The 25973-nt window shown below is 55.9% G+C and carries 28 protein-coding genes and 1 pseudogene; 18 read left to right on the forward strand and 11 right to left on the reverse strand.

The annotated features are described in order from the left end of the window. Positions 1-25: 25 nt before the first annotated feature. Positions 26-1459 (reverse strand): MocR-like pyridoxine biosynthesis transcription factor PdxR, encoded by a 1434-nt coding sequence (pdxR, locus tag ABFT80_RS04555; protein WP_347970638.1) that lies wholly within the window; start codon positions 1457-1459, stop codon positions 26-28. Between the two features lie 451 nt (positions 1460-1910). Here pdxR and ABFT80_RS04560 point away from each other — a divergent pair, with 451 nt between their 5' ends. The 5 genes and pseudogenes from ABFT80_RS04560 (at position 1911) to ABFT80_RS04580 (ending at position 6674) form a co-directional block, all read left to right on the forward strand. Next, positions 1911-3377 (forward strand): L-lactate permease, encoded by a 1467-nt coding sequence (locus ABFT80_RS04560; RefSeq protein WP_347970639.1) that lies wholly within the window; start codon positions 1911-1913, stop codon positions 3375-3377. A gap of 291 nt (positions 3378-3668) precedes the next feature. Next, positions 3669-4373: a glutamine amidotransferase gene (locus ABFT80_RS04565; protein WP_347970640.1), complete on the forward strand. Its 705-nt coding sequence runs from the start codon at positions 3669-3671 to the stop codon at positions 4371-4373. Between the two features lie 244 nt (positions 4374-4617). Next, on the forward strand, positions 4618-4929 hold the full coding sequence (locus ABFT80_RS04570; RefSeq protein WP_347970641.1) for a hypothetical protein: 312 nt from the start codon (positions 4618-4620) through the stop codon (positions 4927-4929). An 18-nt stretch (positions 4930-4947) separates the two neighbouring features. Then, the gene (locus ABFT80_RS04575) at positions 4948-5190 is read left to right on the forward strand and encodes a hypothetical protein (RefSeq protein ID WP_347970642.1); all 243 of its coding nucleotides are present in this window, start codon (positions 4948-4950) and stop codon (positions 5188-5190) included. Between the two features lie 538 nt (positions 5191-5728). Next, positions 5729-6674, forward strand: a pseudogene (locus tag ABFT80_RS04580) (IS630 family transposase). A gap of 107 nt (positions 6675-6781) precedes the next feature. On the opposite strand, the gene ABFT80_RS04585 reads toward ABFT80_RS04580, so the two are convergent. Beyond that, positions 6782-7480 carry a FadR/GntR family transcriptional regulator gene (locus tag ABFT80_RS04585; protein ID WP_347970643.1) on the reverse strand — a complete coding sequence of 233 codons (699 nt, stop codon included), beginning with the start codon at positions 7478-7480 and terminating at the stop codon, positions 6782-6784. A gap of 155 nt (positions 7481-7635) precedes the next feature. Here ABFT80_RS04585 and ABFT80_RS04590 point away from each other — a divergent pair, with 155 nt between their 5' ends. From ABFT80_RS04590 to ABFT80_RS04640, 11 genes are all read left to right on the forward strand, one after another. Then, entirely contained in the window at positions 7636-8301 is a 666-nt protein-coding gene (locus ABFT80_RS04590) for an amino acid ABC transporter permease (RefSeq protein ID WP_347970644.1), read from the forward strand. 15 nt (positions 8302-8316) lie between these two features. Then, entirely contained in the window at positions 8317-8967 is a 651-nt protein-coding gene (locus ABFT80_RS04595; RefSeq protein ID WP_455189877.1) for an amino acid ABC transporter permease, read from the forward strand. A gap of 32 nt (positions 8968-8999) precedes the next feature. Next, positions 9000-9827: a transporter substrate-binding domain-containing protein gene (locus ABFT80_RS04600; protein WP_347970645.1), complete on the forward strand. Its 828-nt coding sequence runs from the start codon at positions 9000-9002 to the stop codon at positions 9825-9827. A gap of 66 nt (positions 9828-9893) precedes the next feature. Further along, on the forward strand, positions 9894-10703 hold the full coding sequence (locus ABFT80_RS04605; protein WP_347970646.1) for a carbon-nitrogen hydrolase family protein: 810 nt from the start codon (positions 9894-9896) through the stop codon (positions 10701-10703). Between the two features lie 30 nt (positions 10704-10733). Continuing rightward, positions 10734-11468, forward strand: a complete 735-nt coding sequence (locus ABFT80_RS04610; RefSeq protein ID WP_347970647.1) for an amino acid ABC transporter ATP-binding protein — start codon at positions 10734-10736, stop codon at positions 11466-11468. Positions 11469-11508: 40 nt separating this feature from the next. Continuing rightward, positions 11509-12177: an RraA family protein gene (locus tag ABFT80_RS04615; protein ID WP_347970648.1), complete on the forward strand. Its 669-nt coding sequence runs from the start codon at positions 11509-11511 to the stop codon at positions 12175-12177. Positions 12178-12210: 33 nt separating this feature from the next. Continuing rightward, positions 12211-12750, forward strand: a complete 540-nt coding sequence (locus ABFT80_RS04620) for an MOSC domain-containing protein (RefSeq protein WP_347970649.1) — start codon at positions 12211-12213, stop codon at positions 12748-12750. An 11-nt stretch (positions 12751-12761) separates the two neighbouring features. After that, positions 12762-13739 carry a PDR/VanB family oxidoreductase gene (locus ABFT80_RS04625; RefSeq protein ID WP_347970650.1) on the forward strand — a complete coding sequence of 326 codons (978 nt, stop codon included), beginning with the start codon at positions 12762-12764 and terminating at the stop codon, positions 13737-13739. An 18-nt stretch (positions 13740-13757) separates the two neighbouring features. After that, the gene (locus ABFT80_RS04630; protein WP_347970651.1) at positions 13758-14537 is read left to right on the forward strand and encodes an NAD-dependent epimerase/dehydratase family protein; all 780 of its coding nucleotides are present in this window, start codon (positions 13758-13760) and stop codon (positions 14535-14537) included. Positions 14538-14654: 117 nt separating this feature from the next. Then, the gene (gene kdgD / locus ABFT80_RS04635) at positions 14655-15563 is read left to right on the forward strand and encodes a 5-dehydro-4-deoxyglucarate dehydratase (RefSeq protein ID WP_347970652.1); all 909 of its coding nucleotides are present in this window, start codon (positions 14655-14657) and stop codon (positions 15561-15563) included. Between the two features lie 63 nt (positions 15564-15626). Then, positions 15627-17060, forward strand: coding sequence for an aldehyde dehydrogenase family protein (locus tag ABFT80_RS04640; protein WP_347970844.1), 1434 nt, complete (start codon positions 15627-15629; stop codon positions 17058-17060). Between the two features lie 461 nt (positions 17061-17521). On the opposite strand, the gene ABFT80_RS04645 is transcribed toward ABFT80_RS04640, so the two are convergent. Genes ABFT80_RS04645 through ABFT80_RS04655 form a run of 3 tightly spaced genes read right to left on the reverse strand, consistent with a single transcriptional unit; the run spans position 17522 to position 18902 of the window. Further along, positions 17522-17764 carry a hypothetical protein gene (locus ABFT80_RS04645; protein ID WP_347970642.1) on the reverse strand — a complete coding sequence of 81 codons (243 nt, stop codon included), beginning with the start codon at positions 17762-17764 and terminating at the stop codon, positions 17522-17524. Positions 17765-17782: 18 nt separating this feature from the next. Further along, positions 17783-18010 (reverse strand): hypothetical protein, encoded by a 228-nt coding sequence (locus ABFT80_RS04650; RefSeq protein ID WP_347970653.1) that lies wholly within the window; start codon positions 18008-18010, stop codon positions 17783-17785. Positions 18011-18068: 58 nt separating this feature from the next. Next, positions 18069-18902 carry a DMT family transporter gene (locus tag ABFT80_RS04655; RefSeq protein ID WP_455189878.1) on the reverse strand — a complete coding sequence of 278 codons (834 nt, stop codon included), beginning with the start codon at positions 18900-18902 and terminating at the stop codon, positions 18069-18071. A 188-nt stretch (positions 18903-19090) separates the two neighbouring features. Here ABFT80_RS04655 and ABFT80_RS04660 point away from each other — a divergent pair, with 188 nt between their 5' ends. Both ABFT80_RS04660 and ABFT80_RS04665 read left to right on the forward strand, forming a co-directional pair. Further along, entirely contained in the window at positions 19091-20347 is a 1257-nt protein-coding gene (locus ABFT80_RS04660; protein WP_347970655.1) for an MFS transporter, read from the forward strand. Then, entirely contained in the window at positions 20337-21119 is a 783-nt protein-coding gene (locus tag ABFT80_RS04665; protein WP_347970656.1) for a YggS family pyridoxal phosphate-dependent enzyme, read from the forward strand. The genes ABFT80_RS04660 and ABFT80_RS04665 overlap by 11 nt, the downstream gene beginning before the upstream one ends. 175 nt (positions 21120-21294) lie before the next feature. On the opposite strand, the gene ABFT80_RS04670 is transcribed toward ABFT80_RS04665, so the two are convergent. The 6 genes from ABFT80_RS04670 to cyoC form a co-directional block, all read right to left on the reverse strand. Further along, a complete protein-coding gene (locus tag ABFT80_RS04670; protein WP_347970657.1) occupies positions 21295-21825 on the reverse strand; it encodes a response regulator transcription factor in 531 nt (176 codons plus the stop codon). Next, the gene (locus ABFT80_RS04675; protein ID WP_347970658.1) at positions 21822-23135 is read right to left on the reverse strand and encodes an ATP-binding protein; all 1314 of its coding nucleotides are present in this window, start codon (positions 23133-23135) and stop codon (positions 21822-21824) included. Before ABFT80_RS04675 ends, ABFT80_RS04670 begins: the two co-directional genes overlap by 4 nt. Positions 23136-23543: 408 nt before the next feature. After that, positions 23544-24143 carry an SCO family protein gene (locus tag ABFT80_RS04680; protein WP_347970659.1) on the reverse strand — a complete coding sequence of 200 codons (600 nt, stop codon included), beginning with the start codon at positions 24141-24143 and terminating at the stop codon, positions 23544-23546. Continuing rightward, entirely contained in the window at positions 24130-24963 is an 834-nt protein-coding gene (locus ABFT80_RS04685; protein ID WP_347970660.1) for an SURF1 family protein, read from the reverse strand. The genes ABFT80_RS04680 and ABFT80_RS04685 overlap by 14 nt, the downstream gene beginning before the upstream one ends. Beyond that, complete coding sequence (cyoD, locus tag ABFT80_RS04690) at positions 24960-25340, reverse strand: cytochrome o ubiquinol oxidase subunit IV (protein ID WP_347970661.1); 381 nt, start codon at positions 25338-25340, stop codon at positions 24960-24962. The genes ABFT80_RS04685 and cyoD overlap by 4 nt, the downstream gene beginning before the upstream one ends. Next, positions 25337-25969 carry a cytochrome o ubiquinol oxidase subunit III gene (gene cyoC / locus ABFT80_RS04695; RefSeq protein ID WP_347970662.1) on the reverse strand — a complete coding sequence of 211 codons (633 nt, stop codon included), beginning with the start codon at positions 25967-25969 and terminating at the stop codon, positions 25337-25339. Before cyoC ends, cyoD begins: the two co-directional genes overlap by 4 nt. Positions 25970-25973: the final 4 nt, after the last annotated feature.

A 25973-nucleotide genomic window follows, 5' to 3' on the forward strand; every position in this document is an offset into this window, starting at 1 on the left:
TTTAATCGATGAATTCCGAGCGCAGTTAAATGGGTACGCTTTCCTTCAAAAGGCGAATGCACGAGTCCATCTCAGCTTCATTGATTGAAGCATAACCAAGTCGCAAGCATTCCGGCGGCTGCGTCGTATCGAGCATAAAACTGACGCCTGGTAAAATGGATAAGCCAAGCCGAGCAGCATTTTTCGTCCATGTCTCTGCGCTTAGCCCCTGTCGTAAGGATACCCATAGGGCCAGCCCGCCCGCTGGCAAAGGAATCGAGAGTTGATCCCCCAACTGCCCGGTCAGGAGTGTCGCGAGGCGATTCCGCCGTTCATGATAGACGCGCCGGACCTTACGAGCATGACGACGGATGGTTCCATCGGCAATTAGTTCACCAAGAGCGTTCTCCAGGGCAATATTGCCCTGCCGGTCAATCGCTTCCCTGCGATCTGCCATTCGACGAAGAATGGAAACAGGCGCCACGGCATATCCAAGGCGGATGCCCGGCGCGATCAATTTGCTCAGCGAACCGAGATAGACAATCTGGGTGTCGCCCGCTCTTGCCGCTAGGGGAAGCACCGGGCGGCCGTCAAAGCGATATTCATGATCATAATCGTCTTCGATGATGACCAGGTTGTGTCTGCGCGCGAGGTCGAGTAACCGCAGCCGACGGCCTGCGCCCATAGTGACGGTCGTTGGATACTGGTGGTGCGGCGTGACATATATGGCCCGCAGGCGCTTGTCCTCGGCCGCAAGTCGCTCCAGCGCATCAAGGTCAATGCCTCCCTCATCGACGGCAATGCCCTTGACCTCCACGCCAGCGGCACGGAACGCTGACCATGCCAAAGGGTAGCCGGGCGACTCGACCGCGATCACGGCGCCAGGTCGAGCAATCGCGCTTGCTGCGAGAAACAAGGCCATCTGGCTACCTTGAGTGACCAATATCTCATTGGGCGTAGTTGTCAGGCCACGTTCATCCTTCAGATAAAAGGAGAGGGCGTCCCGCAAAAATGAGCTGCCTCTCGGATCACCATAACCACCGTCTGTATAGAAAGACGGTGCCAGGATCGCGCGACGAAAGGCCTGACCAAGCTCCACCGTTGGCGCGAGTCTCGCATCAGGCACTCCATCAGATAACCTGTGTCCCGCGGCTGGCGGGAAGAATATCTCTTCACCGGACGCTCCGAACGCACTTCTTACTCGTTCCCTGCCAAAATCGGGGAGGTCTCGTGCAACAAATGTGCCGCGCGATGGTGTGGTGGCGAGCCATCCCTGCATGATCAGTTCCTGATACGCAGCATCGACAGTGTTTCGGTTGAGAGCCAAAGCCTGGGCTAGCGCCCTCGTGCCGGGTAGTGCCTCGCCGGGCTTGAGGCGACCGCGTTCGATCTCAGCGATGATGGAGCGCGCCAGCGCCAGAAAAATCGGCTCACGGCCCTGAGGCGTGACTTCCAGCGCTAGCGAAACTCCCTTACCCACCGGCCTATCTCTTTCCAACTAATGTTCAAATTGAGATAAGCCGGGGTGCGGCTCATTGCCATTGGTAAAATTGTCCCACGTACCAACGGAGAAGCGCGCCGAATTGATCTGAATGGGAGGTCGACCTCTCAGAGCTTCGTCGCCGGCACGAAAATACGGCAGGGATCGGTGGACTATCTGATTGCGTTTGCAGGTTGCTACGAAAGACGCCAGGAACTCGTTCAGTCGTTCGCCAGTCAGAGTCTGGACGTCATCGTCATACGTCAGCCACCATAATACCGCCCACCGGCCAGCCTTGGCAGTTCTCGATGTTTAGGAACGCACGGTTTGCGGTCTGGTCACCTGAACATATCCGGCCCTTCCAATATAGCTGCGCTACATCTCTTGTGACGCTTGGGCGTGGGCGCCGAAGGACACAAAGGCTCGCAGCGGCAGGGGCGTCGGTGGACAAGTGACGTATTTTCTGTGGTCCAGCCCGGCGCTGGCGGTAATTCTTTTGATCGCCAGCGGTCGTGTTGGCACAGTAATGGCCTCCATTTCAGGGGTCGTGATAGCGTTGGCTGTCGCTGTGACAACTGCCCCGGCAGGTTTTAACGCGTCCGACGCTATGACCGCCGCCGGGCGCGGTGCCTGGATAGGCTGGATTGTCGTGCCTTATATTCTGGGAGGCTTGCTTTTCTGGCAGATGGCGATGCGCACAGGAAACGCGCAAATGCCTGTCGAGAATGCCGCTCCGGGTGATGATCGAGCGAGACGACGCCTCCTGTTCACAGCGTGCTTCCTGATCGGACCGTTTGCTGAGTCGGCCACGGGCTTCGGAGTTGGCATCATCGGTACGTTTGTACTTGTGCGGCGGCTGGGATTGGCGCCCTCGTATCTTCTCAGCTTTTCCCTGCTCAGCCAGACGATGATACTTTGGGGAGGCATGGGCAGTGGCGCAATTGTCGGGGCCGCATTTGCAAGAACTGATGCCATCAGTCTGGCATTTCACGGCAGTTTCATCATGTTAGCCTTCAACCTTCTGTGGCTGCCACTCTACTGGCGTCTGGCCGAAAGAGCCGGGGTTCCGGCGAACTGGCCTGAGAGGTTGAGCGAAGCGGGCTGGCTCATCGGAAGCGTTCTACTGGTGTCGACATGTACGGCTCTGCTCGGCCCGGAGACAGCGATGCTTGCGGCTTACGGTCCGGTGATCGTCGCAAGATATCTTGCAGACGAACGACCGGGAGTCGGTGAGCTGATTGCAGCCGCGCGACGAATGATGCCTTTCACCCTACTAATCAGCTGGCTCGTCATAACGCGAGTCGTCCCGTCCCTTCAGCAGGGTCTGCAAGCACTCGGACGTGTGGAACCATTCGCGGGTACGCCGTCATGGTCGCCATTCTTCCATGCTGGCACGTGGTTGGTCGTGGCAGCGTTTGGGACCGCAGTGCTCCGCGGCCACATCAGTGACATCGCCGAAGAAGCGAAGGCAGCTTGGAAGACGGGCAGGCTTGCTGTACTGTCAATCATCATCTTTTCCATCATGGCTGAGATAATCTCAAGTTCGGGGATCGCGGGTGGATTGGCCTCTGGCCTATACGACGTGTTCGGGCGATGGGCGGTCGTGCTGACCCCTCAGATATCAGCCATTTTTGGAGCGCTCGCTAACAGTGGGAATGCCGCGAATGGGTTATTCATGGGGTCTCAGGTCAACCTCGCAGAGTCTGCCGGGCTGAATATCGCCGCTGTTATCGCGCTTCAGCACGTAGCCGCCCTTTCGCTAAACATGATCTCGCCGGTTCGGATGTCTATCGTGTGCGGCCTTGCTGGCACACCGGGCAAGGAAAGGGAGGCCTACCGCGTCATGGCCCCGTTTGCGTGTGTTATGATTCTGATTTTGCTTGCGATATCGTTCGCAATTGCGTTGAACGTGATTTGATGCCTTGACGGCAAGTCGATGCGAGAAGCGCATTGGCCGGGAGTCGACCAAGCTAAATCATCGGCCGCGGTATTCTTGTCAATAGCGGTGCTAGGACGAAGAAGGTTTTGCGCCGATCGGCTGCTCATTAGCAATCGATGCGCACACTGATCATTCATACCGGCGGAGTTCTTCTAAAAATGGGCCGTCCGCGCTGCCGGCCCACACAGGGCTCTAAAACCGGCTCTCCCGGGCTATATCATCAAAGCCTACTGACGACCGAACATTGTTGCGAACGGTTTTGAGAGCGCCATGCTGAGGACAGCAATTGCCATCCGCCACGTCCAATTTGAGCATCTTGGTACATTTGAGGCGGTGCTCGCAGGAGCTGGTTACAAGCTGCACTATCACGATGCAGGCGTATTCGATTTTTCCATGCTTGATCCGCTGGAACCTGATCTCCTGATGGTCCTGGGTGGACCAGTCGGCGCCTATGAGGTCGACGCCTATCCTTTCCTCCTCGAGGAACGTGCTGTGATCCGACGTCGACTTGAAAGTGATCGACCGACAATGGGTATCTGCCTTGGGGCTCAGCAGATGGCCGCCGCGATGAATGCCCCGGTGGTGCATATGGGGGCAAAAGAGATTGGCTTTGCCCCGGTCATTCTCAGCGAACATGGGCGGGCAAGTTGTCTACGACACCTTGAACATGTGCCTGTTCTCCACTGGCATGGTGATGCTTTTGACATCCCGAAAGGAGCGGTGAACTTAGCTGCGACAGAGGCTTGTGCCACGCAGGCCTTCTCAGTTGGCGACAACATACTCGCCGTTCAGTTCCATCCGGAGGCCGACGCGTGCACAGGCCTGGAACAGTGGCTAGTAGGCCATGCCTGCGAACTGTCGGTCGCGGGCGTGGATCCCCGTACAATCCGTAACGATGCGAGGCGACACGGTGCTGCTCTGCGTGAGGCCGCCCGCCGCATGTTCACGGATTGGCTTGCGGGAATCACGATATGAATACCCAAGCTTATCATCACAAGACACAGTTAGATCGTATCCCGACATGTCGGGCCGCAGCCGTCAGCCTGATGTAGTTCGGAAGGCGTGCTAAACGTCGCGGTGCAGACTGCACTGCTTCCAACCATTTGTGCCGTTTCCATTGCTCGTCACGTCTTATAAGGGTGAGCATGAGTTGCTCAGGGGCTAGAAGCGCGGTGAATATGGCTGGGCAAAAGAGCTGGCTCGGTTTGTCTGAACAGCTTTGGGGCTTGTCGATCAGTTGGAGGCGTTTTCACGGGCGGTTGATTTCGATCTGTTCCGGCAGGAGCTTGAGACGGCGCTTTCCTACAGCGATGGCTCACGTGACGGCCGCCCGCCGATCGACCCCGTGAGGATGGCGAAGGTTGGTTCGATCGGTCCGCTGTTCGAGCGCTTTGATACGATGCTGCGTGACAGCGGCTATATCCCTGTGTCCGGTCAGATCGTCGCAGCCTCGCTAGTTGCCGCTCCGCGTCAGCGCAATACGAAAGAGGAGAAAGCCGGCATCAAGGCCGGCAAGATACCGGAGGCCTAGAGGAGCAAGCCCACGAAGTTGCGCCACACAGACCGCGATGCGCGCTGGACTGTGAGGTTCACCAAGGCAAAGCCGCAGGAGGACGGCACGCTGCCGGTCGTTGATCTCGCCATCCCGACCTTCGGATACAAGAACCATACCTTAATTGATCGACGCTTCCGGCTGATCCGGCGTGGGAAATCCACGGATGCGAGCGCATATGACGGGGCCAGGTTGCGCGAGGGTTTGCTGGATCGCAGCAATACCGGCTCCTCCGTCTAGGCGGATACCGCATATCGCTCAGCCGCGAACGAGACCCTCATAGACGAGCACGTCTCGAAGGTGCATCACAAGAAGCCCGCTCCGGGGGATGTCGGCGCCAACCCGCCGAGTGAATGCCGGTAAGTCAGTGATACGTACGCGCGCCGAGAAACGTTGTCGCAGAACGGAAATTCCGAAACCTAAAAAGCACATGACGTTCTCACGGTGGAAATCGGGAAGTGAAAGCGAAACTCACGCTGTCGATCGCAGGTCTATCTGACCAGCACGCTCACTGCCGAAGTCAACAGCCGTAAACAGAGCTGGATCGACGAACCTGCTCCCCTGGAAATCCCGCCAAAGAGCAGCGCATAACTGCGCAAACTCCAAGCCAAACTATATCAGCCGTTAAAACGCGGTTATTAGAACAGTCCGCTTAAGTCGAAGACAATCGACTTGTCGGGGTGCATATTAGAGCGTTTCCCTCTCTGGATGAATCGGATGGGCTTTGCAAATCAACTCGTTTCTGATTCAAACTATCTGCCGATGGAGGTCGGCAGATATGTCAAAGGCTCTTTCTGTTGATCTTCGCACCCGAGTTCTTGCTGCCGTTTCGGCTGGTGCATCGCATCGAGAAGCTGCGGAACGGTTTGGCGTTGGTGTGGCGAGCGTCAGCCGTTGGCGGAACTTGCAAATTAAAAAGGGGAATATTTATCCCGGCCCCCTTGGTGGAGACCGTCATTCCCACAAGACAGAAGCCCACGCTGATCTGATTATGATGTGGCTCAGTGAGCATCGGGACGGCACCTTGTTCGAGTTGCGTGATGCTCTGTCTGTACAAGGTATTGTTATCAGTAAGTCAGCGTTACACCGTTTTCTTGTCCGGCATGGCCAGACGCGCAAAAAAAGACTGGCCATGCAGTAGAGCAAAGCCGACCTGATCTTTTGGAAATGCGCCAGTCCTGGTTCGACAACCAACTCGATCTCGATCCTACACGGCTGGTCTTTATCGACGAAACATGGACTGCAACCAATATGGCACGTACGCATGGACGCTGTCTCAGGGGCGAGCGGCTGCGAATGGGCTTCCCCCACGGTCATCGCAAGACAACGACGCTTGTTGCAGGACTGCGAAACACAGGGATGGTCGCGCCTCTTGTCATTGATGGACCTATCAATGGTGAATGGTTCGAAGCGTATGTGGGGCAAGTTCTCGCTCCGACGTTGAAGCCGGGCGATATTGTCATCCTCGATAATCTTTCAAGTCACAAACGACTGGCGGCACGCGAGATAATCGAAGCGTCGGGCGCGAGGCTGATGTTTCTGCCGCCCTACAGCCCGGACTTCAACCCTATAGAAAAGGCTTTCTCCAAATTGAAAGCCCTTTTGCGAAAGGCCGCAGAGCGAACCGTCAGCGGCCTATGGGACAGGATTGGCACAATCGTCGAACTCATGATCCGCAGGAGGCTCAAAACTACTTCGCATCCTGCGGATACGATCCATTATGAAAGGGAAACGCTCTAAACAGCTTGTGATCGCCGTACGAAGCCACGATGTTTAAGACCGCAGGGCATGGCTGTTCAGGCACAAAGGACGCACCTGCGCGATACTCAGCCTACCTCTTGTAATAATAATTGTATCGATAGAGGCTGTTCATGAGGTGAAAGCGCATCGCATCACGGCTCTCGACAAGATTACGGTCCCGTATTCCATCAAAGATGCTTTTGTGCTCTTTGTGAATTCCTCCGATATACTCGTGATCGAAGTGCACGCCATGTTTTTCTTGTAGCATTATTCTGGGAATAAGATGGGGCCCTAAGAAATCAAGAAACCGTCCGAAGTAGGAGTTGTTTGTGGCCTGTGCGATTGCACGGTGGAACTCAAAGTCCAGTTGAGGGCTCTCGTTTGCGATTGGATCGAGTGCCATGGCGTTCAGGCACCTCTCGATCGCATCCAGCTGTTCGGTCGTGCGTCTCTCGGCTGCTCGTCCCGCCGCTTCAACCTCGACGCCAATACGCAGTTCAATGATCTCGAGAGCTTCACTTAGGCGTTCTGGTGCGGGCGCGAAGAATTGCAGCGCCTTGCCGCGTCCGGTTGAGGCGACGAAGGTTCCGATGCCAGGCCTCGCCTCCAAAATGCCATCCGAGCGCAGGACCGCAACGGCCTCCCGCACGACCGTTCGACTGACCTCAAACTCGGCCTCCAGCTCCTTTTCCGATGGTATCCGGCTGCCGATCACATAAACAGCGTCACGGATCCGCCGTGTGAGTTCTTGCGCTATTTGGTCGGATAATGACTGTCGGTTCTTTCCCACCGCAACGTCTCCCTCTGCATCTGCCTAACCACAGATGCTTAGACCAACCAAACTTTTTCGTAAACACTAAAATGACATCATATGGCTATTGACAGATGTATAACCACCTGTTTACGTTTGGCTCATAATAAATAAATCAGGCCAGAGGGACGATTGTGACGTATCAATTCGACTATGGATCCGTGCTGGAGTATTGGCCCCGCTTCGTTGAAGGAATGTGGTCGACGATTTGGATCTCAGCGGTTTCGATGGCACTCGCTGTAACGGCAGGTCTCGCCGTGTATCTAATGCGAGTGAGCGAACACGGCTGTCTCAACAGACCCGCAGCCGCGTTCGTCCAGATCGTCAGAAACACGCCTTTTCTAGTTCAGATATTCTTCATCTTCTTCGGATTGCCCTCAATCGGGCTTAGCATCACTCCGATCGCCGGGGCTTTGTTAGCCCTCACAATCAACGGCGCCGCCTACATCTCGGAAATCTTCAGAGGAGGTTTTCAGTCGCTTGGCAGCGGTCTGGCAGAGGCAAGTAAGGCGCTTGGGCTGACGCGCTCGCAGATATTTATCTACGTGCTGTTCAAGCCGGGTCTGCGCGCCATCTATCCTGCTTTGACGAGCCAGTTCACATTGCTCTTGCTGACGTCCAGCGTTGTATCGTCGATCTCGGCGGAAGAACTGACAAGTATTTCACAGCAAATCGAGATGGAGACCTATCGAAGCTTCGAGGTCTTCTCGTTGACCGCCCTGCTCTACTTGGTGATTTCCTACCTTTTCGCACTCGTCTTCACTGTCTTTCAGAGACGTTTCCTCAATTACCCGATCTGACGGAGGACGACCGTGATCCATTCGATTTCTTTCAACGAACTTCAGATGATCGCGACCGGGGCGATGTGGACAATCGCCCTGTCGGTCATAGCCCTGGTGAGCGGAACGATATCCGGTACGCTCGTCGCTTTGGCGGTAACAAGCCGCAATATTATCGTCGTCATTCTCACGCAGCTCTTTGTACGGATCTTCCAAGGGACGCCGCTGCTGCTCCAACTGTTCGTCATCTACTTCGGCGTAGCCCTGCTGCATATTCCGATCGGCCAGTGGGCAGCGGTGGCGATCGGATTTTGCCTGCATGCCGCAGCGTTCATCGGGGCGATCTTGGGTGGTGGCATCAAAGCAGTACCACGCGGCCAGACCGAGGCCGCGAATGTGCTCGGACTTGGATATATACACCGGATCATCTTCATCATCCTGCCGCAGGCCTTTCGCATCACCACGCCAGCGCTTGTTGGTTTTGCCGTAACGCTCGTCAAGGGCACGTCGCTTGCGTCCATTATCGGCTTCACCGAGCTGACGCGTGCTGGCCAATTGGTATCGGCCTCTACGTTCCAGCCGCTCATCGTCTACGGCATGGTGGGCGGGATCTATTTCTTGCTGTGCTGGCCGCTTTCAACCTGGGGCCAAGGCCTCGAAAAAAGAATGGCACGGTCGGCAAGGTAACCGAACTCCACTCTCAAAAAAGGGGAACTAAAATGAATGCAATACTCTCAAGACTCCTGTGCCTCGCCTCGTTGAGTTTAGCGCTAGTGGCAGGCAACGCGTTGGACGGCACCGCGCAGACCTTAGATGGGATCAAAGAGCGAAAAAAAATCATCATAGGCATTCAGGCGGAAAACGTGCCTTGGGGGTTCGTCGATGACAAGGGCCAGTTGGATGGCTATGACATCGACATTTCGAAGATGATCGCACGTGACCTCGGCGTTGAGCTCGAACTAATTCGGGTGACAAACCCGAACCGCATCGCAATGCTGTTATCTGGAAAAGTTGACGTGCTGGTTGCCGTAGTTGGCATGTATCCGGAGCGTGCCAAAGTGGTCCAGTTCTCGAAGCCGTATTCGACGCTAGACGTCAACGTCTATGCGCATAAGGACAGCGACATCCAATCTCTGGGCGACCTGGTCGGCAAACGGGTTGGTCTTTCGCGCGCAGCCGCTGAAGACGTGGCTATGACGAAGCAAGCTCAGCCGGGAACGATCCTTCAGCGCTTTGACGATCACCCTGCAACTTTGCAGGCACTTATCTCCGGCCAGGTCGATGCGATCGGCGGTGCCAGCACGTTTGCCAAGATACTCGAGCGTGCTGTTGGAAAAGACATGTTCGAGCCCAGAATCCTTCTCCAAAGACAATATAACGGCGTGGCAATGCGCCCGAATGATCGCGACATCAACGTCTGGGTAAACGCTTTTATCGACCGCCATATCACCTCTGGCGAGATCGCCAAAACCTACGAAAAGTGGATCGGAGGCACGCTACCTGATCTGCCGGAGGAACTGGCCGGAATTCCGTTCACGGTCCAATAACCAGCGCATATCGCGGCGCATCGAACCGATGCGTCGCAACTCCCAAAGTTTCAAAGGACTAATTCGATGAAGATCGGCGTCGCACAAATCGGCTCTATAAAGGGCCGGCCAGACTTGAACGTCACTACAATCATCGCCGCGATGGCGGACGCTTCCAAACAGCAATGCCGACTTCTAATCACGCCGGAATGCGCGTTGAGCGGCTACATGTTCGAAACACGTGAGGAGATCGAAGCTGTTGCCATCAGCGTCGAGAGCGCCACGGTGGCTGATCTCGCCGCAGCATGTTCAGAACTGAAGATGCATATCGTTGTAGGCTTGTTAGAAGCAGATGGCGACAAGATCTACAATTCCGCTCTGACGATTGGGCCAAAGGGAATCTTGGGCGTGCACCGAAAACGGCATCTGCCCCTTCTTGGCGCAGACCGTTTCGTCGATCAACCCCAAGACAGTGTACCGCCAGTCTATGATACGGAGATTGGTAAGGTTGGGGTAGCGATATGTTACGAGATCCGCTTCCCTGAGGTGATCCGAACCCTGGCCCTGGCGGGTGCCGATATAGTGGCACTGCCAACGGCGTGGCCGACGGAAGCACGCATGTTGCCTGAGATATTCACCCGCGTCCGAGCTGCTGAAAACTTCGTCTACTTCCTGGCAGCCAATCGCAATGATGTGGAAGGTTCCGCTGAATTCATGGGTGAAAGCCAGATCGTCGCACCGTCGGGCCAGCTTCTCATCAATGGCGGTGTTACCACGGGCGTCTACTGCGCGGATTTCGACGCCGATCTCGCCAGGCGTAAATCTATCATCCGCGACCCAGGTGTTTACGAGGTCCATCCCTTCAAGGACCGGCGACCGCAAACATACATCCTGTGAGATTCGGAGTCATATTGGAGGGTGAATTCAGTGACATTTAATTTGCAGCATGCCCCAGGCTCATCGATCGAGGTCCAGGGCATCCATAAGCGCTACGGCACTTTGAATGTGCTCAGCGATATCAATCTGGAGATTGGTTCGGGTGAACGGCTTGTGGTCTGCGGACCATCTGGCTCGGGGAAATCTACGCTCGTTCGCTGCATCTCGGCGCTCGAACGTTTTGAGGAAGGCCGGATCCTGTTCGATGGTAAGGATGACAAGAAGCTCCGGCCAGAGATTGGCATGGTGTTCCAGCAGTTCAACCTGTTTCCTCACCTGACAGTCCTTGGCAATTGCACGCTGGCGCTCCGTCTGGTGAGGCGGTACAGCGCGGCAAAGGCCACCGAGCTCGCGATGGATTATCTCTCACGTGTCCGTGTCGAGGGCCATTGTAACAAGTATCCGAGCCAGCTGTCTGGCGGCCAGCAACAGCGCGTCGCGATCGCTCGGGCCTTGTGCATGCAGCCAAAGATCATGGTATTCGACGAACCGACGTCTGCTCTTGATCCGGAAATGATCAGTGAAGTCCTGGACGTCATGATCTCCTTGGCTGGGACGGGAATGACGATGGTATGCGTCACCCATGAGATGGGCTTTGCCCGCAAGGTTGCCGATCGGATCGTATTCATGGACGCTGGCAAAATTGTCGAGGTATCGAATCCCGAACGCTTCTTCAGCGCACCGGAACATCCGCGTGCGAAGCGCTTCCTCGAACAGGTCCTCTGAACAGGCAAAAACCTAGCAACCATTAGGACAGGAGTATCATATGCTGATCCACGATCGCGCCGCCTATCCCGTGGCCGATGATATCATGACCGCGCTTGGCAAATCGTCACCGGCTTCCTTTGGTCATCATCTGGAAGGGGGAATTGTCGGCGGTGGCATTCGCCATTTGGCGGGCGCACAGCATATGGTTGGGCGCGCTGCAACGCTCGATTTACCCTTGCCGGACGGTATTCCACTTCACTTGGCCCTCGATCACATAGAACCTGGTGATGTTGTCGTCATTGCCAAGGGAGGCGACGACAAGTTCGCAAGCGTCGGTGAGATGACTGCCCGCATGAGCGCCGCCAAAGGTGCTGCCGGTTTTGTCGTTGACGGTTCTGTAACCGACATCCGGGAGCTTCGCGAGATCGGGCTACCAGTCTATGCCAAGTCGTTGTCTGTCGCCACGCACCGCCCGCTCAACCTTAGCAGGGCTGAATTGTTCGGAACGGTCTCGGTTGGCGGTGTGGTCATTAGGGCCGACGATATCATCCTCGGCGATGAGAATGGCCTTATTGTACTTGACCCCGCCATGCCGAACCTCCCGGCTCTGGTTCGGCGGTGCATTGCCGACGAGGAACGCGAGGTCGTCTGGCGCGAACGGCTTTCTTCGGGGGTCGCATTATCGGAGCTCAGCAATGCGCGGACAATTGCGGCCAAGAAATCATAAATCGGCCCCCGCGCTTCTAGGAGACGTTATCAGATGGCGGAAATAGTAGCTGTGTGCAAAAGCGCCAAGCATACTTTCATGAAAGGCGAGGAAGCAGCCATTACCCTGATCGCGGGTATCGGCGTCGAAGGCGATGCCCATTCGGGCACGACCGTAAAACACCGGTCGCGTGTGCGCGCCGACCCGACCCAACCGAATCTGCGGCAAGTCCATCTGATCCCTCTAGAGATCATCGAGGAACTGAACCGGCAGGGCTTCATGGTGAACGCCGGCGAGATGGGCGAAAACATTACCACGAAAGGACTTGATCTTGCGGGGTTGCCGCAAAACACGATCCTGACCTTGGGTGATACCGCCCGTGTCCAGGTGACTGGTTTGCGGAACCCGTGCTTCCAGCTTGATGATTTTCAGCAAGGCTTGATGACCGCCGTCCTAGGTCGAGATGAGGCGGGCAATATCCTTCGCAAGGCGGGGATTATGACGATCGTACTGGAGGGTGGCGTGGTTAAACCAAGTGATCCGATTTCCGTCTCTTTGCCCGCGCTGCCACATGTCTCACTTGGACCCGTCTGAGGAATTGCACCATGGAACACGTGCTTGAAGAAACGACGCCCGTCGGGCGAATGCGCCTGCAAGTCCGGCAACGGAGATTTGTTGCTGAGGAGGTCGTGACGTTTGAGCTTGTTTCCCCTGACGGCTCTGCACTGCCGGCATTTTCGGCCGGGGCACATATCGATGTCAAAGTACCTTGCGGCAGAGTGAGAAGCTACTCACTTTGTTCCGATCCGATGTCGAACGATCATTACGCAATTGCGGTCAAGCGCCAGGCGGAGGGCAAGGGCGGGTCGACTAGCATGGTAGATGACTTGCAAGTCGGTGACGTTATTTGGACATCGCTTCCAAAGAACGACTTCGCACTGACGGAAGGTTCTGAGCGTTATCTCTTCATTGCTGGCGGCATAGGGATCACGCCGATCCTTTCGATGATCAGGCGCCTCGAGCGCTACCAGCCGTCGAGCTATCAGCTCCTGTATCTGACAGCGACTCCGGAGCAGACACCTTTTCTGGAAGAGTTGAAGAAGGAGAGGCTGAGTGGTGAGATCCTTATCCATCACAGCAAGCAACCATTATCGGCTCGATTGGACATTGGCGGGTTCCTGGAACAGCAAAACGGTCGCGAAATCTACTGCTGTGGTTCCGACAGCTTGATGCGCTCGGTCAGGATGGCCAGCCGTCACTGGTCGGAGCAAAGCGTCCACTTCGAGAGTTTTGGATCGACAAGAAGCGGTGAAGTGGCCGGTGGTGCGGCGTTCGAGGTTCATTTTGCAAGATCGAACACAACGCTTGTCGTCGAGCCTCATGAGACGATCCTGACGGCCGCAATCAATGCCGGGATCGCGATTGACAGCTCCTGTAGGGGAGGGTCCTGCGGCACGTGTGCTGTGCCCTTGCTCACTGGCCAGGTTGACCATCGTGATTTTTATCTCAGCGTCGACGCTCAGAAAACAAGAATTATCACCTGCGTCTCTAGGGGCAAAGGCTCGATCGCAATCGATGCCTAATCAAAACGGAGAAAGAATATGACACGCCGAGTCCTATTGACTGGTGCTGCGGGTTACTTGGGAGTGGTCCTGCGGAGGTCATTGTGCACAGATGTTGAATTGCTTCGCAGCTCGGATATCGTGGAAACCGACGGTCAATACGCGAACGAAGAAATCGTTCTAGCGGATTTGACAGATCCTGGCGCCGTGGATGCCCTCGTTCAGGGTGTGGATGCGATTGTGCATTTCGGCGGAGTGTCAACGGACCGCGATTTTCAATCGGTATACACGGCAAACATCTTGGGAACGCAGCATCTTTATGAGGCCGCGCGTGCCCATCGGGTTAAGAGGATCGTGTTCGCAAGTTCGGTGCATGCTGTTGGTTTCTATAAGCAAACCGAGGTCATCGACTCGAAGGTTCCGCTTCGGCCTGATTCATTTTACGGCCTTTCGAAGGCGTTTGGGGAGAGTCTCGCGCAGCTGTACTGGGATAAACACCAGCTCGAGACTGTTTCAATCCGCATTGGCTCCTGCCTACCCGCTCCGAAGGACCGCCGCCACCTATATACATGGCTGTCGTTTGACGACTTATGCCTACTAGTGAAACGAGCCCTTTCTGCTGCGCGTGTCGAGCACACGATCGTCTACGGCATGTCAAAAAACTCTTGCAGTTTTTGGGACAATAGGCAGGCACAGCATCTCGGTTACCGTGCAAAGGCAAGCGCAGATATTCATCTCGATAGCATAACCATGGAGCCCCATGGGGGAAACCTGGAAGACGTCGCTGTCAAGTATCAAGGTGGTGTTTTCGCAAGATAGTGCGTGCGATTGCCTCATCGCATTTCTCACTCTCTATGAGAATAAACGGCGTCTCCAATCACTTAATCCATCAACACGGTTGCGCGAGATTGCGCTCCCACCACAGGAGGTAAACCCATGAAAACTCAAGACTTGAAGCATGCACTGGGAGCGGGGCTGCTTTCCTTCCCTGTGACACATTTTGATGCTGAAGGACGATTCAAGCCGAAGACCTACGGGGAGCACGTCAACTGGCTTTCTGGCTACGAGGCGACGGCTCTTTTTGCAGCTGGTGGGACCGGCGAATTCTTCTCGCTGACGCCTGAGGAAATCCCGCAAATCGTCAGGGTTGCCAAGGAGGCCGCGGGAAGCACTCCGATCGTTTCGGGCTGCGGCTATGGTACTGAAATCGCAGTGTCCATAGCCAAGTCGGCCGAGAAAGCCGGAGCCGATGGTATTCTGCTCCTGCCCCACTATCTGATCGATGCCCCGCAGGAGGGCTTGTTCCGGCATATCAAGGCAGTTTGTCAGGCGACCGGCATGGGCGTCATGGTCTACAACCGAGATAACTCGGTACTACAGGCCGATACGCTTGCACGGCTTTGCGATGAATGCCCGAACCTCGTCGGATTCAAGGATGGTACCGGGGACATTGCCCTCGTCCGACAGATTACAGCAAAGATCGGTGATAGGTTGACCTATCTGGGTGGTATGCCAACCGCAGAACTCTTTGCAGAGGCCTATCTGGCGGCGGGCTTTACGACGTATTCGTCTGCAGTGTTCAATTTCGTGCCGGGTCTTGCCGTAGAATTCTACAAGGCGTTGCGTGCGAACGAGCGGGCGAAGTGTGAAAAAATCCTGATCGACTTCTTTTATCCGTTCATGACGATACGGAACCGGGCCAAGGGGTACGCAGTATCAGCCGTGAAGGCGGGCGTACGTCTGCAAGGTTTTGATGCAGGCCCAGTTCGCCCGCCGCTTCAGGACCTGACAAACGAAGAACTGGCGATGTTGGAAGCGCTGATCGCGACAACCAAGCGTTCCTGACACAAATGCCGCCCGCGGTTAAACACGCGGGCGGCTCCCAGAAATCTGGAGGAGGAAATGACTGTGAACATTCATCAAAATCTCATTGACGGCGAATGGGTCGGCACCGAAGCATCGCAAAACATCAGCCCGTCTGACACGAATGAGATGGTGGGTTTGTATGCGCAGGGGAGTACAGAGGATACGAAGGCTGCGATTGCCGCAGCCAAGGCAGCGTTTCCGATATGGTCGCGCTCGGGCATTCTGGAGCGTAACGCCATCCTAAAGAAAGCTGCAAATGAGATACAGGCCCGTAAGCACGAATTGGGGAGGCTGCTCGCCCGCGAAGAGGGCAAAACGTTGCCGGAGGCGACCGGTGAGGTGATCCGCGCCGGGCAGATCTTCGACTTCTTCGCTGGAGAAACGCTGCGCCTTGCCGGGGAGGTGCTGCCGTCGGCACGCCCAAACATCGGAGTCGAGATCACCCGCGATCCGCTAGGCGTCATCGGTATCATAACACCTTGGAATTTCCCTATCGCGATTCCGGCCTGGAAGATCGCGCCGGCCTTGGCCTATGGCAATACGGTGGTGTTCAAGCCAGCCGATCTGGTGCCGGGATCTGCCTGGGCCATCGTTGATATTCTACACCGCGTAGGCCTTCCTAAGGGCGTGCTGAACCTTGTGATGGGTCGCGGCTCGGTTGTGGGACAAGCCATGCTCGACAGCCCGGACGTGGCCGGGATCACATTCACCGGTTCGACCGGCACTGGCAAACGCGTAGCGCTCGCCTCTATCGAGCATAACCGCAAGTTCCAGCTGGAAATGGGTGGCAAGAACCCAATGGTCGTCCTTGATGACGCCGACCTCAATATGGCAGTCGAAGCTGCCGCCAACTCAGGCTTCTTCTCTACCGGCCAGCGCTGCACTGCGTCGTCGCGCTTAATCGTCACCGAAGGCATCCACGACAAGTTCGTCGCCGCGCTAACCGAGAAGCTGGAGACATTAGTTGTCGATAATGCGCTGAAAGCGGGAACTCATATCGGCCCGGTGGTAGACGAGAGGCAGTTGCAGACGGACATGGACTTTATCGGTATCGGCAAGTCCGAAGGTGCGAAGCTTGCTTTCGGCGGCGATTTGGTTAAGCGCGACACGCGCGGCTTCTATCTGCAGCCGGCATTGTTCACTGAGGCTAGCAACCAGATGCGTATTTCACGCGAGGAGATATTCGGTCCGGTCGTAGCGGTCATCAGGGTCAAGGATTACGACGCAGCGCTTGCCGTGGCGAATGACACGCCGTTTGGTCTTTCCGCTGGAATCGCTACAACCAGTCTAAAGCATGCAACGCACTTCAAGCGAAACTCAGAAGCCGGCATGGTGATGGTCAATTTGCCGACCGCTGGTGTCGATTTCCATGTTCCCTTCGGTGGGCGCAAAGGCTCGTCTTTCGGCTCGCGCGAGCAAGGCAGTTACGCCAACGAGTTCTACACCACTGTCAAGACCGCCTATACGCTTGCGTGAGTTGGTTGCTCAGGTTCACTTCAACCAATTTCCTTTTCAATCGTTGTAGTTGGACTGTTCTAATAACCGCGTTTTGACGGCTGATATAGTTTGGCTTGGAGTTTGCGCAGTTATGCGCTGCTCTTTGGCGGGATTTCCAGGGGAGCAGGTTCGTCGATCCAGCTCTGTTTACGGCTGTTGACTTCGGCAGTGAGCGTGCTGGTCAGATAGACCTGCGATCGACAGCGTGAGTTTCGCTTTCACTTCCCGATTTCCACCGTGAGAACGTCATGTGCTTTTTAGGTTTCGGAATTTCCGTTCTGCGACAACGTTTCTCGGCGCGCGTACGTATCACTGACTTACCGGCATTCACTCGGCGGGTTGGCGCCGACATCCCCCGGAGCGGGCTTCTTGTGATGCACCTTCGAGACGTGCTCGTCTATGAGGGTCTCGTTCGCGGCTGAGCGATATGCGGTATCCGCCTAGACGGAGGAGCCGGTATTGCTGCGATCCAGCAAACCCTCGCGCAACCTGGCCCCGTCATATGCGCTCGCATCCGTGGATTTCCCACGCCGGATCAGCCGGAAGCGTCGATCAATTAAGGTATGGTTCTTGTATCCGAAGGTCGGGATGGCGAGATCAACGACCGGCAGCGTGCCGTCCTCCTGCGGCTTTGCCTTGGTGAACCTCACAGTCCAGCGCGCATCGCGGTCTGTGTGGCGCAACTTCGTGGGCTTGCTCCTCTAGGCCTCCGGTATCTTGCCGGCCTTGATGCCGGCTTTCTCCTCTTTCGTATTGCGCTGACGCGGAGCGGCAACTAGCGAGGCTGCGACGATCTGACCGGACACAGGGATATAGCCGCTGTCACGCAGCATCGTATCAAAGTGCTCGAACAGCGGACCGATCGAACCAACAAACCAACCTTCGCCATCCTCACCGGACCAGCCAGATCGTCTTGGCGTCGGGTACACGATCAGACAAGCCGTCCGCAAAAACGGTAGAATATCGCGGTGCCCAGAACATACGCTTTTATGCGCGTCTCGCTGTCCATATCCCCGCGAGAATGATCGCGCCGCCGGCGCACTGTACCAACGTCAATGCTTCTCCGAGGACGATCCATGCCAACATACCGGCGACCGCAGGCTGTAGTAGTAGTGTGAGAGACGAGAAGCTTGCGGGCAGCCATGCAAGCGCGTGTGCGATCAGGCTTTGTCCCCCAGCCTGGCTCACCCATGACAAACCGAAGAGCATTGACCAACCTGCAATCGTCGCAGGCAGCAACGCAGGCTCCGTCGTCCAGGCGAAAGGCAGGATGCATACAGCGGCTGCGCTTGTGCTCCACATCATGATGATTGGTGCGGAGAAATTCTTCCGTGCTTTCTCCAGCATCATTACATAGGCGGCATACAGGACGGCGGCCGACAGAGCGATAGCGTCGCCCCGAATCGTGCTGGCTCCGGCGGAAAACGAGCCGCCTTGGAGCAGAACGACGCCTAGGATAGTAGCTGCAAGGGCTAGAACGAAAATGCGTTTTGGCGCTTTGCCCAATACCAACCAGCTGTATAGAACCACAAAAACTGGTGCAAGATTCACGAGCAGCGTGGAATTCGCGACTGAAGTTAGATGAAGTGATATGTGCCACAGGGCGAGTTCGGCCCCTAGAACTACTCCGGGAAGGCTGACTGTAGCTATTTCTCGCCATCCTGAGGGACGCTTGGATCCAATCCTTGCTTCCCTCCGCTCCAGGAACGCCAGTGGAAGTAAGGCCAGCGTGAGCCGCCAAAAGGCTGTCGAAACTGCGTCGAGCTCGGAGAGGCGGACGAAGATCGGCGAGCAGCCGATCAGAAGGCCGCCCAGTAGCAGCGCTACTAATGCCTGCTGCTTCTGCTTACCGGTCGCTTTGTCTTGAGCTGCTACAGAATGATTATTCGTTTTCTCCAACTGGCCCACCCATCTACCAAAAAACCGGCTGTTTCAGATGCGCCAGCGTGAGGCTAAATAGTTAACTGATCAAGTCTGACAAATTGTCCTTGCCAAAACTGCGAGACCGAATGGACCAGCCGTTGACCTCTCACTGTCGCCGCCAGACCCATTTGGCGGTTCTCTTGGTCCTAAGTCTTACGCACCTGCTTAACGACCTCATGCAGTCGCTGATCCCGGCCGTCTATCCCATACTCAAGGAAGCGTACGCGTTGGATTTCGTGCAGATTGGAATGATCACGCTGACCTTCCAGATTTCGGCATCACTTTTGCAGCCTATCATTGGTCATTACACTGACAGCCACCCAATGCCTTATTCGACTGTCGTGGGAATGGCGTTCACGCTCGCGGGACTAGTCGGACTCGGCCTCGCATCGAGCTATGGATTGATACTACTGGCGGCTGCATGTATCGGTATTGGTTCCTCGATATTCCATCCCGAAGCAACGAGGATGGCACGCAACGCCTCCGGCGGTCGTCAAGGCCTCGCTCAAGGTATCTTCCAAGTAGGTGGCCAGATGGGAGGTGCTCTGGGACCGCTTCTTGCGGCACTTGTCATTGTTCCACGCGGGCAGGCAAGTCTCACCTGGTTCGCGCTCGTTGCCTTGTTAGCTATCGGACTGATGATATGGTCTGCGGGACGCCACATAGAGATCCGCAAGCAGGTCGCATCTGCCAAAGCAGTCGTAGACGATAAACTTTCAGGCCGCCAGCTGCACGCGCCCAAGACTGTGTTGCTCGGGCTAATTATACTCAGCCTGTTGATGTTCTCTAAGAATGCGTATGTCGAGAGCTTCCGATCCTTCTATACCTTTTATCTCATGGATCGCTTCAGCCTTCCTATTCAGACCTCACAACTGATGCTCTTTGTGTTTCTTCTAGCTTCCGCGCTAGGCGTTCTGATTGGAGGTATTCTTGGAGACAAGATTGGTCGCTATCGCGTCATCTGGATTTCAATTCTCGGGCCACTGCCCCTCACGCTTCTGCTCCCTTATGTGGGATTCGTCTGGACAGGAATTCTGACCGTTCTAATCAATCTAATTATGGCGAGCGCATTCGCCTCGATCCTTATCTACGCCATGGAGCTGGCACCCAACCGTATCGGTCTGATTGGCGGTCTGTTTTACGGCCTGAACTTTGGCATGGGTGGAATCGCCGCCGCGATGCTAGGTGGGATGGCCGACACCATAGGTATTGAACAGGTCTATCGGCTCTGTTCCCTGCTCCCGCTTGCAGGTCTTCTTGCCTGGTTCCTCCCCCGACTGGACGACCGGCATGCCGGGCAGGGAGATTGGCCAACGACAGAAAGTGGCTTTGATGACAAGTAATTCTACAGTGATCTCAGCACGGGACCATGAACGTTTTGGCTTAGATCCAGTCTCGACTTTCGAGACCAATCTTGCCTCTGTGGAAGCGCGCATCGCTGCTGCTTGTATCCGCTCGGGACGTGATCGTAGCTCTGTTCGCCTCCTGCCCATTACAAAGACGGTGCCTGCCCACATTCTACGTCTCGCCTACGAGGCTGGTATCCGCACGTTTGGTGAGAATAAGATTCAAGAGGCCACCGGCAAACGCGAGGCTCTCAGCGATCTCTCAATTGGGTGGACCGTTGTTGGTCACCTCCAGAGCAACAAAGTCAAATATCTGACGCGCATCGCTCGCGAGTTTCATGCTCTCGACAGTTTGAGGCTCGCAGACTTACTCAACCGTCGCCTAGAGCGAGAGGAGCGTACTCTCGATGTCTACGTTCAGGTGAATACGTCGGGCGAAGAAAGCAAGTTTGGACTCGCTCCGGACGACCTCCCGCCTTTCCTGGAGGACCTCAGTAAATTCCCGCGCCTGCGACCCCGCGGGCTTATGACGCTTGCGCTATTCAGTCCGGACATGAAGAAAGTGCGGCCATGTTTTGCGATGCTTCGGTCATTGCGCGACCAAGCTGCCAAGCAACATCCCCGCGTTACTGGCCTTTCTATGGGGATGACGGGTGATTTCGAGGAAGCGATCGAAGAAGGCGCGACCGTCGTCCGTATCGGGCAGGCCATTTTCGGCAAACGTCCGACGCCTGACAGCATGTACTGGCCCGCCTCTGTCGACAGATAACAAGCGAGCGCTTTTTGGATCAGTGCGACCACAACCAAGTGGCGGACTGGTCGACCAACTTACTACTGATCGGTGGCGGACTAAACCGCGATGCGGAGCGCTCTCGTTTCGGCCGCTACGATCCGAGAAGACTGCCGGAGACCTTTTCGGCGTTAGTGCGCGAATGCCTCGGCGGCTAACTTACCCGACGCTTCTCCAGCTTGCGAGCCAATGTCCTCCTATGAAGCCCCAGCCGTCGAGCTGTTTCTGAGATATTAAATTCTGTTTCGACCAGCGTTTCGTGGATGCGTTCCCACTCCAGGTTTTTGAGGGAAGTCGGGCGACTGGCGAGAGGAACCTTGGTATTGCCTTCCGAATGATGCAGCGCCTTGATGATATCGTCAGTATTTGCCGGCTTCGCCAGATAGTTGCACGCCCCAAGTTTTATCGATTCAACAGCAGTTGCGATGCTTGCGAATCCAGTCAGCACAACGATGCGCATCGTCGTGTCGTGTTCATGCAATTCTTTTACGCAGTCCAACCCCGACGCACCGGACAGCTTGAGATCCACCACGGCAAACTCAGGCGTCATATCCTGAAGCATGTGTGTCATCGTGGGATAGTCGCGACAAATGCACACTTCATATCCTCTCTGCTCAAAGGACCGGCGCAAGGCACTCGCTAATACGAAGTCATCTTCAACGATCAGGAGGGTGCCCTTGCTCATTGCGTGTCACACGTGATCGTGTTCAAAGGTAGCAATAGGGAGACCTGTGCGCGACCGTTAGGGATGGCGTTTGATACCGTGGCCTTTCCGCCAAGCTTGCGTACGACATTGAATACGAGAAAAAGGCCAAGCCCCGCGCCGGGCCGATCTTTTGTCGAGATATATGGCTTGCCTGCATTATTTAGAACCGCGTCCGGAAAGCCCGGTCCGTCGTCCTCGATTGTGAGAAGGACATCGTCGCCGCTCCGCCGCACGGACATTGCAATCTCGGAGCGGAACGCTTCAAGCGCGTTGTCCAGCAAATTGAAGATAGCCTGCTGTAGCGTCAGATCGATTATGATGGGAACATCAGGCGTGAAGTCATTAACATAGGTCAGGGCGGCGACGCCCCTCGTCGCCTGCCATTCACGTGCCGTGTCATCAAAAAACTCATTCAATGATGTCCGGATCGTGCCTTCGCCTCTGGCTTCTCCTGCAGACGCCAGGATCCCTGAGACTATCGTCTTGCAGCGCTCGAGCTGGCTCTGCAGGTGCCCCATATCGGTGAGCAGATTTTGGTCTTTATTCAGGGCGGGCAGGTGGCTCCAGTCGTTAAGGATGACGGACAGGGTTGTCAGAGGGGTTCCAAGCTCGTGAGCTGCGCCGGACGCAAGCAAGCCCATTCGTACTACATGGTCCTCCTCGACCGCCTGCTGACGAAGCTCGGCTACCCGAGCGTCCCGCGCTGCGAGATTGCGTGTGATCCTGCCAACGAAGAGAACCAGAAGGCCCCCCACCAGCAGAAAGGAGACGTACATTCCCTGTACATGCAAGCCCGTCGGCAGATGGTCGCTCTGGAGATGAAGCTCCATGGGGACGTGAAAGAATATGAGGAAGGCAAAACAGATTGCCGTGACCACCATGATCGTCCAAGTCCGCCATCCGCGGAAAAGGACAGTGGAAATGATGATCTGAAGCAGATAGATGAAGACGAACGGATTTAACGCGCCCCCGCTCAGGTAAAGTAAAGCGGTTAGCGCTAAAACGTCTCCAAGAAGATCGACAAAGATAGCCGTCTCTGAAACCGATTGCGCGGAACGCGTCCTTGCGATCCGGACTATGTTGAGGAGAACAAGAAAGCCCACGACGCTGGCCATCTGATAGACGGGCAAGTCGATGCCCAGCCAGAATTGCACCAAGACGATGGTGACGATCTGGCCTATGATCGCGAGCCATCGTAGCTGAACCAGAAGCAGGATGTTTTTCTGGTTGGTGCCATCACTAGGTGGAGCTCCAGGCTCGCGCCCGGTTATAGCGCGCAAGAGTGACATGAATTCCCATTTTCCACCAATGCGGGCCTCACGATGCCCGCGCAGAAGATTTGAGTGTCCGCATATGCGTTTCAGCTGGTGATCGGCATGCTCATGAATGGCGTTAGATAGCCCCCCCGGTCCAAGTGGATGACGGCGCATGGAAACGAAAGTCTTTAGCGAGAGGGCTAGCTTTTTCGCGGCCCCTAAGCCTTGCTCAGAGACGTACCAGCTGCCACCCCCGATATTTGATCGGCGATACATTACACATCATCTTTCGCGTTCGATTTTGCATCGGCAGGCGAGCAGACCCCTATGGTTGCTTCGGCTAGGCGCACGTAGTTGTGCATCTGGCCGGAGCAGTGACATCGGAAGCCGTGTTGATGAAGGGCCGGTTATGTCTAGGCGGATAGGCCGGCGGCGCTCCGTCTATAACTGGGTGGAGGGTGTTTCCAGCAGCACTTGCCGAATTTTTGCCACTGCATCGTCGGGATTCATGCCGTAGGGGATCATGCCCGCCACCTTGCCGTCCGTGCCGATGAGAAGGACTGAGGCAGTGTGACTGACGCTGTAACTGTCACCGGACGTGTTTACATCAGCGGTTATAAGCCAGGCGTCGGCAAACTTACGCATCTCGCCCGTGTTTCCCGTAACGCCGACGATCCGTTCGGAGAAATTTGCCACATAAGATTGCATCGCTTCAGGGGAGTCGCGTTCAGGATCGATGGTAAAAAACAGAGCTTGCAACTCGGCTCCATCCTCACCGAGGGTTTCCAGCCAATGAGTCATGTCGGCCAACGTCGTGGGGCATAGTTCGGGGCAATGAGTATAGCCGAAATAGACCAGTGACGCGCGCCCTTTGAAACTGGTTTGATCGACAATGTGGCCGTGGGTGCCTTGCAGGGTGAACGGTGTGTCGGGTGAGCCGACGTCCTTCGCCAAGGACGTCCAGACTAAAACGCCGACGAGCAGTATTACGAAGATGGAAAGCGCACCACCAATAAGCAGCCGATCATTACGAGCGGTCATACCGACCTCCTTGAATAAGCGCATGTTTTTTGTTCGGGAGGCGCTGAGTTCTTACTATGCGCCGCCTGCGGATATCGTCCTTCACGGCGTACAGCGTTGCGCAGGCGACCATCGCTGCAAGCGCGAACCATGTTAGTGCATAACCCAGATGTGGATTGCGGAAGGAGAGGACCGTTAGCCCGCCGACGGGATAGCCGCCCGGATTAGCGGCCGCGTCAGCGTCGATGAAATATGGAGCGGGTTCACGCAGACCTCTCGCTTTCGAAATCGCTGCTACGTCGCGTGAATACCATCGATCATGGTTCGGATCGTTGGTACGCATGAAGCCGCCGTCTGGTTCGCTGAGGCGTAGGAGGCCAGTAAGGTCGATCTCACCTTCAAGCTGTCCGAGTGAGCGGGACGTTACATTCGCCCGGTCGCGGGGAACGAAGCCGCGGTTAATGAGAAATGAGCGGCCTGCTTTATCGACGAGCGGCGTCATCACCCAGTAGCCGGAACCATGGTCGGTTACGGCCTGAACGAGAGTCTCGGCAGCATGGACGAATGTGCCCACAACACGGATGGGGCGGTATTCATGGTCCGGGGCCAGACCCAAGTCCCATGCTTCGCCCACCGGCGGCGCTACTGGACCTGACTGAAGCCGTGTGTCGACGCGTTGGATCAAGCCGAGTTTCCATTCCAGACGCTCAATCTGCCAAAGCCCCAAAGCCAACAACAAGCATGTCATTGCGAAGCCGGACACGGTGACAAGGACAGTGGCGCGTGCGCTTCGCACGCGTGGCTCTTGCTCGTCTCTGTACGGTTCCGGCCCGGCCATCATCGGTTGCCTGCCATACCATCGGACATGGGCATCATGTTCGTGTTGAGATGGAACATGACCCAGAGCGAGCCGGCGAGCATAATCACACAGATGATCAAAGTGAAAATGAGCGCGATCATGTTCCAGCCACCTTCCGAGCGACCGTTCATATGAAGAAAAAATATCATGTGAACAATGACTTGGATGGCCGCGAAACCCATGACAACAAGGCCGAACAACTGCGGCGAGACACCAGGGCCGGTTATTGCCATCCAGAAGGGAACGGCGGTGAGCACGACTGACACCAGGAACCCGATAAGGTAACCCCTGACCGTGCCGTGGGCCTGCGCGTCGTGATGGTGTTCGCCGTGAACGGCGCCGGCAGCGTTTTGGCTCATGATGCGGACCCCAGAATATAGACGAAGGAAAAAACACCGATCCAGATGATGTCGAGGAAGTGCCAAAACAGGGACAGGCACATCAGGCGCTTGCGATTGGCCGGTATCAGCCCATGCAAGCTGACTTGCGACATTAGGACACCAAGCCAGATGCATCCGATCAAAACATGCAGCGCGTGTGTTCCGACGAGAGTGAAGAAAACCGACAGGAACGCTGAACGTTGTGGGCCGGCCCCGATTTCTATCAGATGGTGAAATTCGTAGAGGCTTACCCCAAGGAAGCCGAGACCAAGCACCCCTGTTGCTGCGAGCCATGCCATCATGCGTCTCTGGCGCTGCTGCTGCATCGTAATCATGGCCATGCCGAAGGTCAGCGAGGAAACCAGCAGCAAGGCTGTTGCGACAGCAATTATGTTGAGATCAAAAAGATCTGCTCCAGATGGGCCGGCGGCGTAAGACCGTCCATAGACGCCGTAGCAAGCGAAGAGCACTCCGAAGATGAGGCAATCGCTCATCAGGTAAATCCAAAAGCCGAGCATCGTACCGCCATCGGCGGGACCATGATGGTCGTCCAAGTGGAATGATGCAGACCGAGTCTCGCCGGGGACCAATTGTTGGGTTTGCGTCATGGCG

The organism is Foliimonas ilicis (assembly GCF_039939195.1).
Taxonomy (GTDB): Bacteria; Pseudomonadota; Alphaproteobacteria; order Rhizobiales; family Rhizobiaceae; genus Foliimonas; species Foliimonas ilicis.

What these genes read in the sequence shown, in the direction of transcription:
- ABFT80_RS04565 (WP_347970640.1), top strand. Translation starts at nt 3,669, where the DNA reads ATGCTGAGGACAGCAATTGCCATCCGCCACGTCCAATTTGAGCATCTT.
- ABFT80_RS04600 (WP_347970645.1), top strand. Translation starts at nt 9,000, where the DNA reads ATGAATGCAATACTCTCAAGACTCCTGTGCCTCGCCTCGTTGAGTTTA.
- ABFT80_RS04605 (WP_347970646.1), top strand. Translation starts at nt 9,894, where the DNA reads ATGAAGATCGGCGTCGCACAAATCGGCTCTATAAAGGGCCGGCCAGAC.
- ABFT80_RS04615 (WP_347970648.1), top strand. Translation starts at nt 11,509, where the DNA reads ATGCTGATCCACGATCGCGCCGCCTATCCCGTGGCCGATGATATCATG.
- ABFT80_RS04620 (WP_347970649.1), top strand. Translation starts at nt 12,211, where the DNA reads ATGGCGGAAATAGTAGCTGTGTGCAAAAGCGCCAAGCATACTTTCATG.
- ABFT80_RS04625 (WP_347970650.1), top strand. Translation starts at nt 12,762, where the DNA reads ATGGAACACGTGCTTGAAGAAACGACGCCCGTCGGGCGAATGCGCCTG.
- ABFT80_RS04630 (WP_347970651.1), top strand. Translation starts at nt 13,758, where the DNA reads ATGACACGCCGAGTCCTATTGACTGGTGCTGCGGGTTACTTGGGAGTG.
- kdgD (WP_347970652.1), top strand. Translation starts at nt 14,655, where the DNA reads ATGAAAACTCAAGACTTGAAGCATGCACTGGGAGCGGGGCTGCTTTCC.
- ABFT80_RS04660 (WP_347970655.1), top strand. Translation starts at nt 19,091, where the DNA reads ATGGACCAGCCGTTGACCTCTCACTGTCGCCGCCAGACCCATTTGGCG.
- ABFT80_RS04665 (WP_347970656.1), top strand. Translation starts at nt 20,337, where the DNA reads ATGACAAGTAATTCTACAGTGATCTCAGCACGGGACCATGAACGTTTT.
- ABFT80_RS04670 (WP_347970657.1), bottom strand. Translation starts at nt 21,825, where the DNA reads ATGAGCAAGGGCACCCTCCTGATCGTTGAAGATGACTTCGTATTAGCG.
- ABFT80_RS04675 (WP_347970658.1), bottom strand. Translation starts at nt 23,135, where the DNA reads ATGTCACTCTTGCGCGCTATAACCGGGCGCGAGCCTGGAGCTCCACCT.
- ABFT80_RS04680 (WP_347970659.1), bottom strand. Translation starts at nt 24,143, where the DNA reads ATGACCGCTCGTAATGATCGGCTGCTTATTGGTGGTGCGCTTTCCATC.
- ABFT80_RS04685 (WP_347970660.1), bottom strand. Translation starts at nt 24,963, where the DNA reads ATGATGGCCGGGCCGGAACCGTACAGAGACGAGCAAGAGCCACGCGTG.
- cyoD (WP_347970661.1), bottom strand. Translation starts at nt 25,340, where the DNA reads ATGAGCCAAAACGCTGCCGGCGCCGTTCACGGCGAACACCATCACGAC.
- cyoC (WP_347970662.1), bottom strand. Translation starts at nt 25,969, where the DNA reads ATGACGCAAACCCAACAATTGGTCCCCGGCGAGACTCGGTCTGCATCA.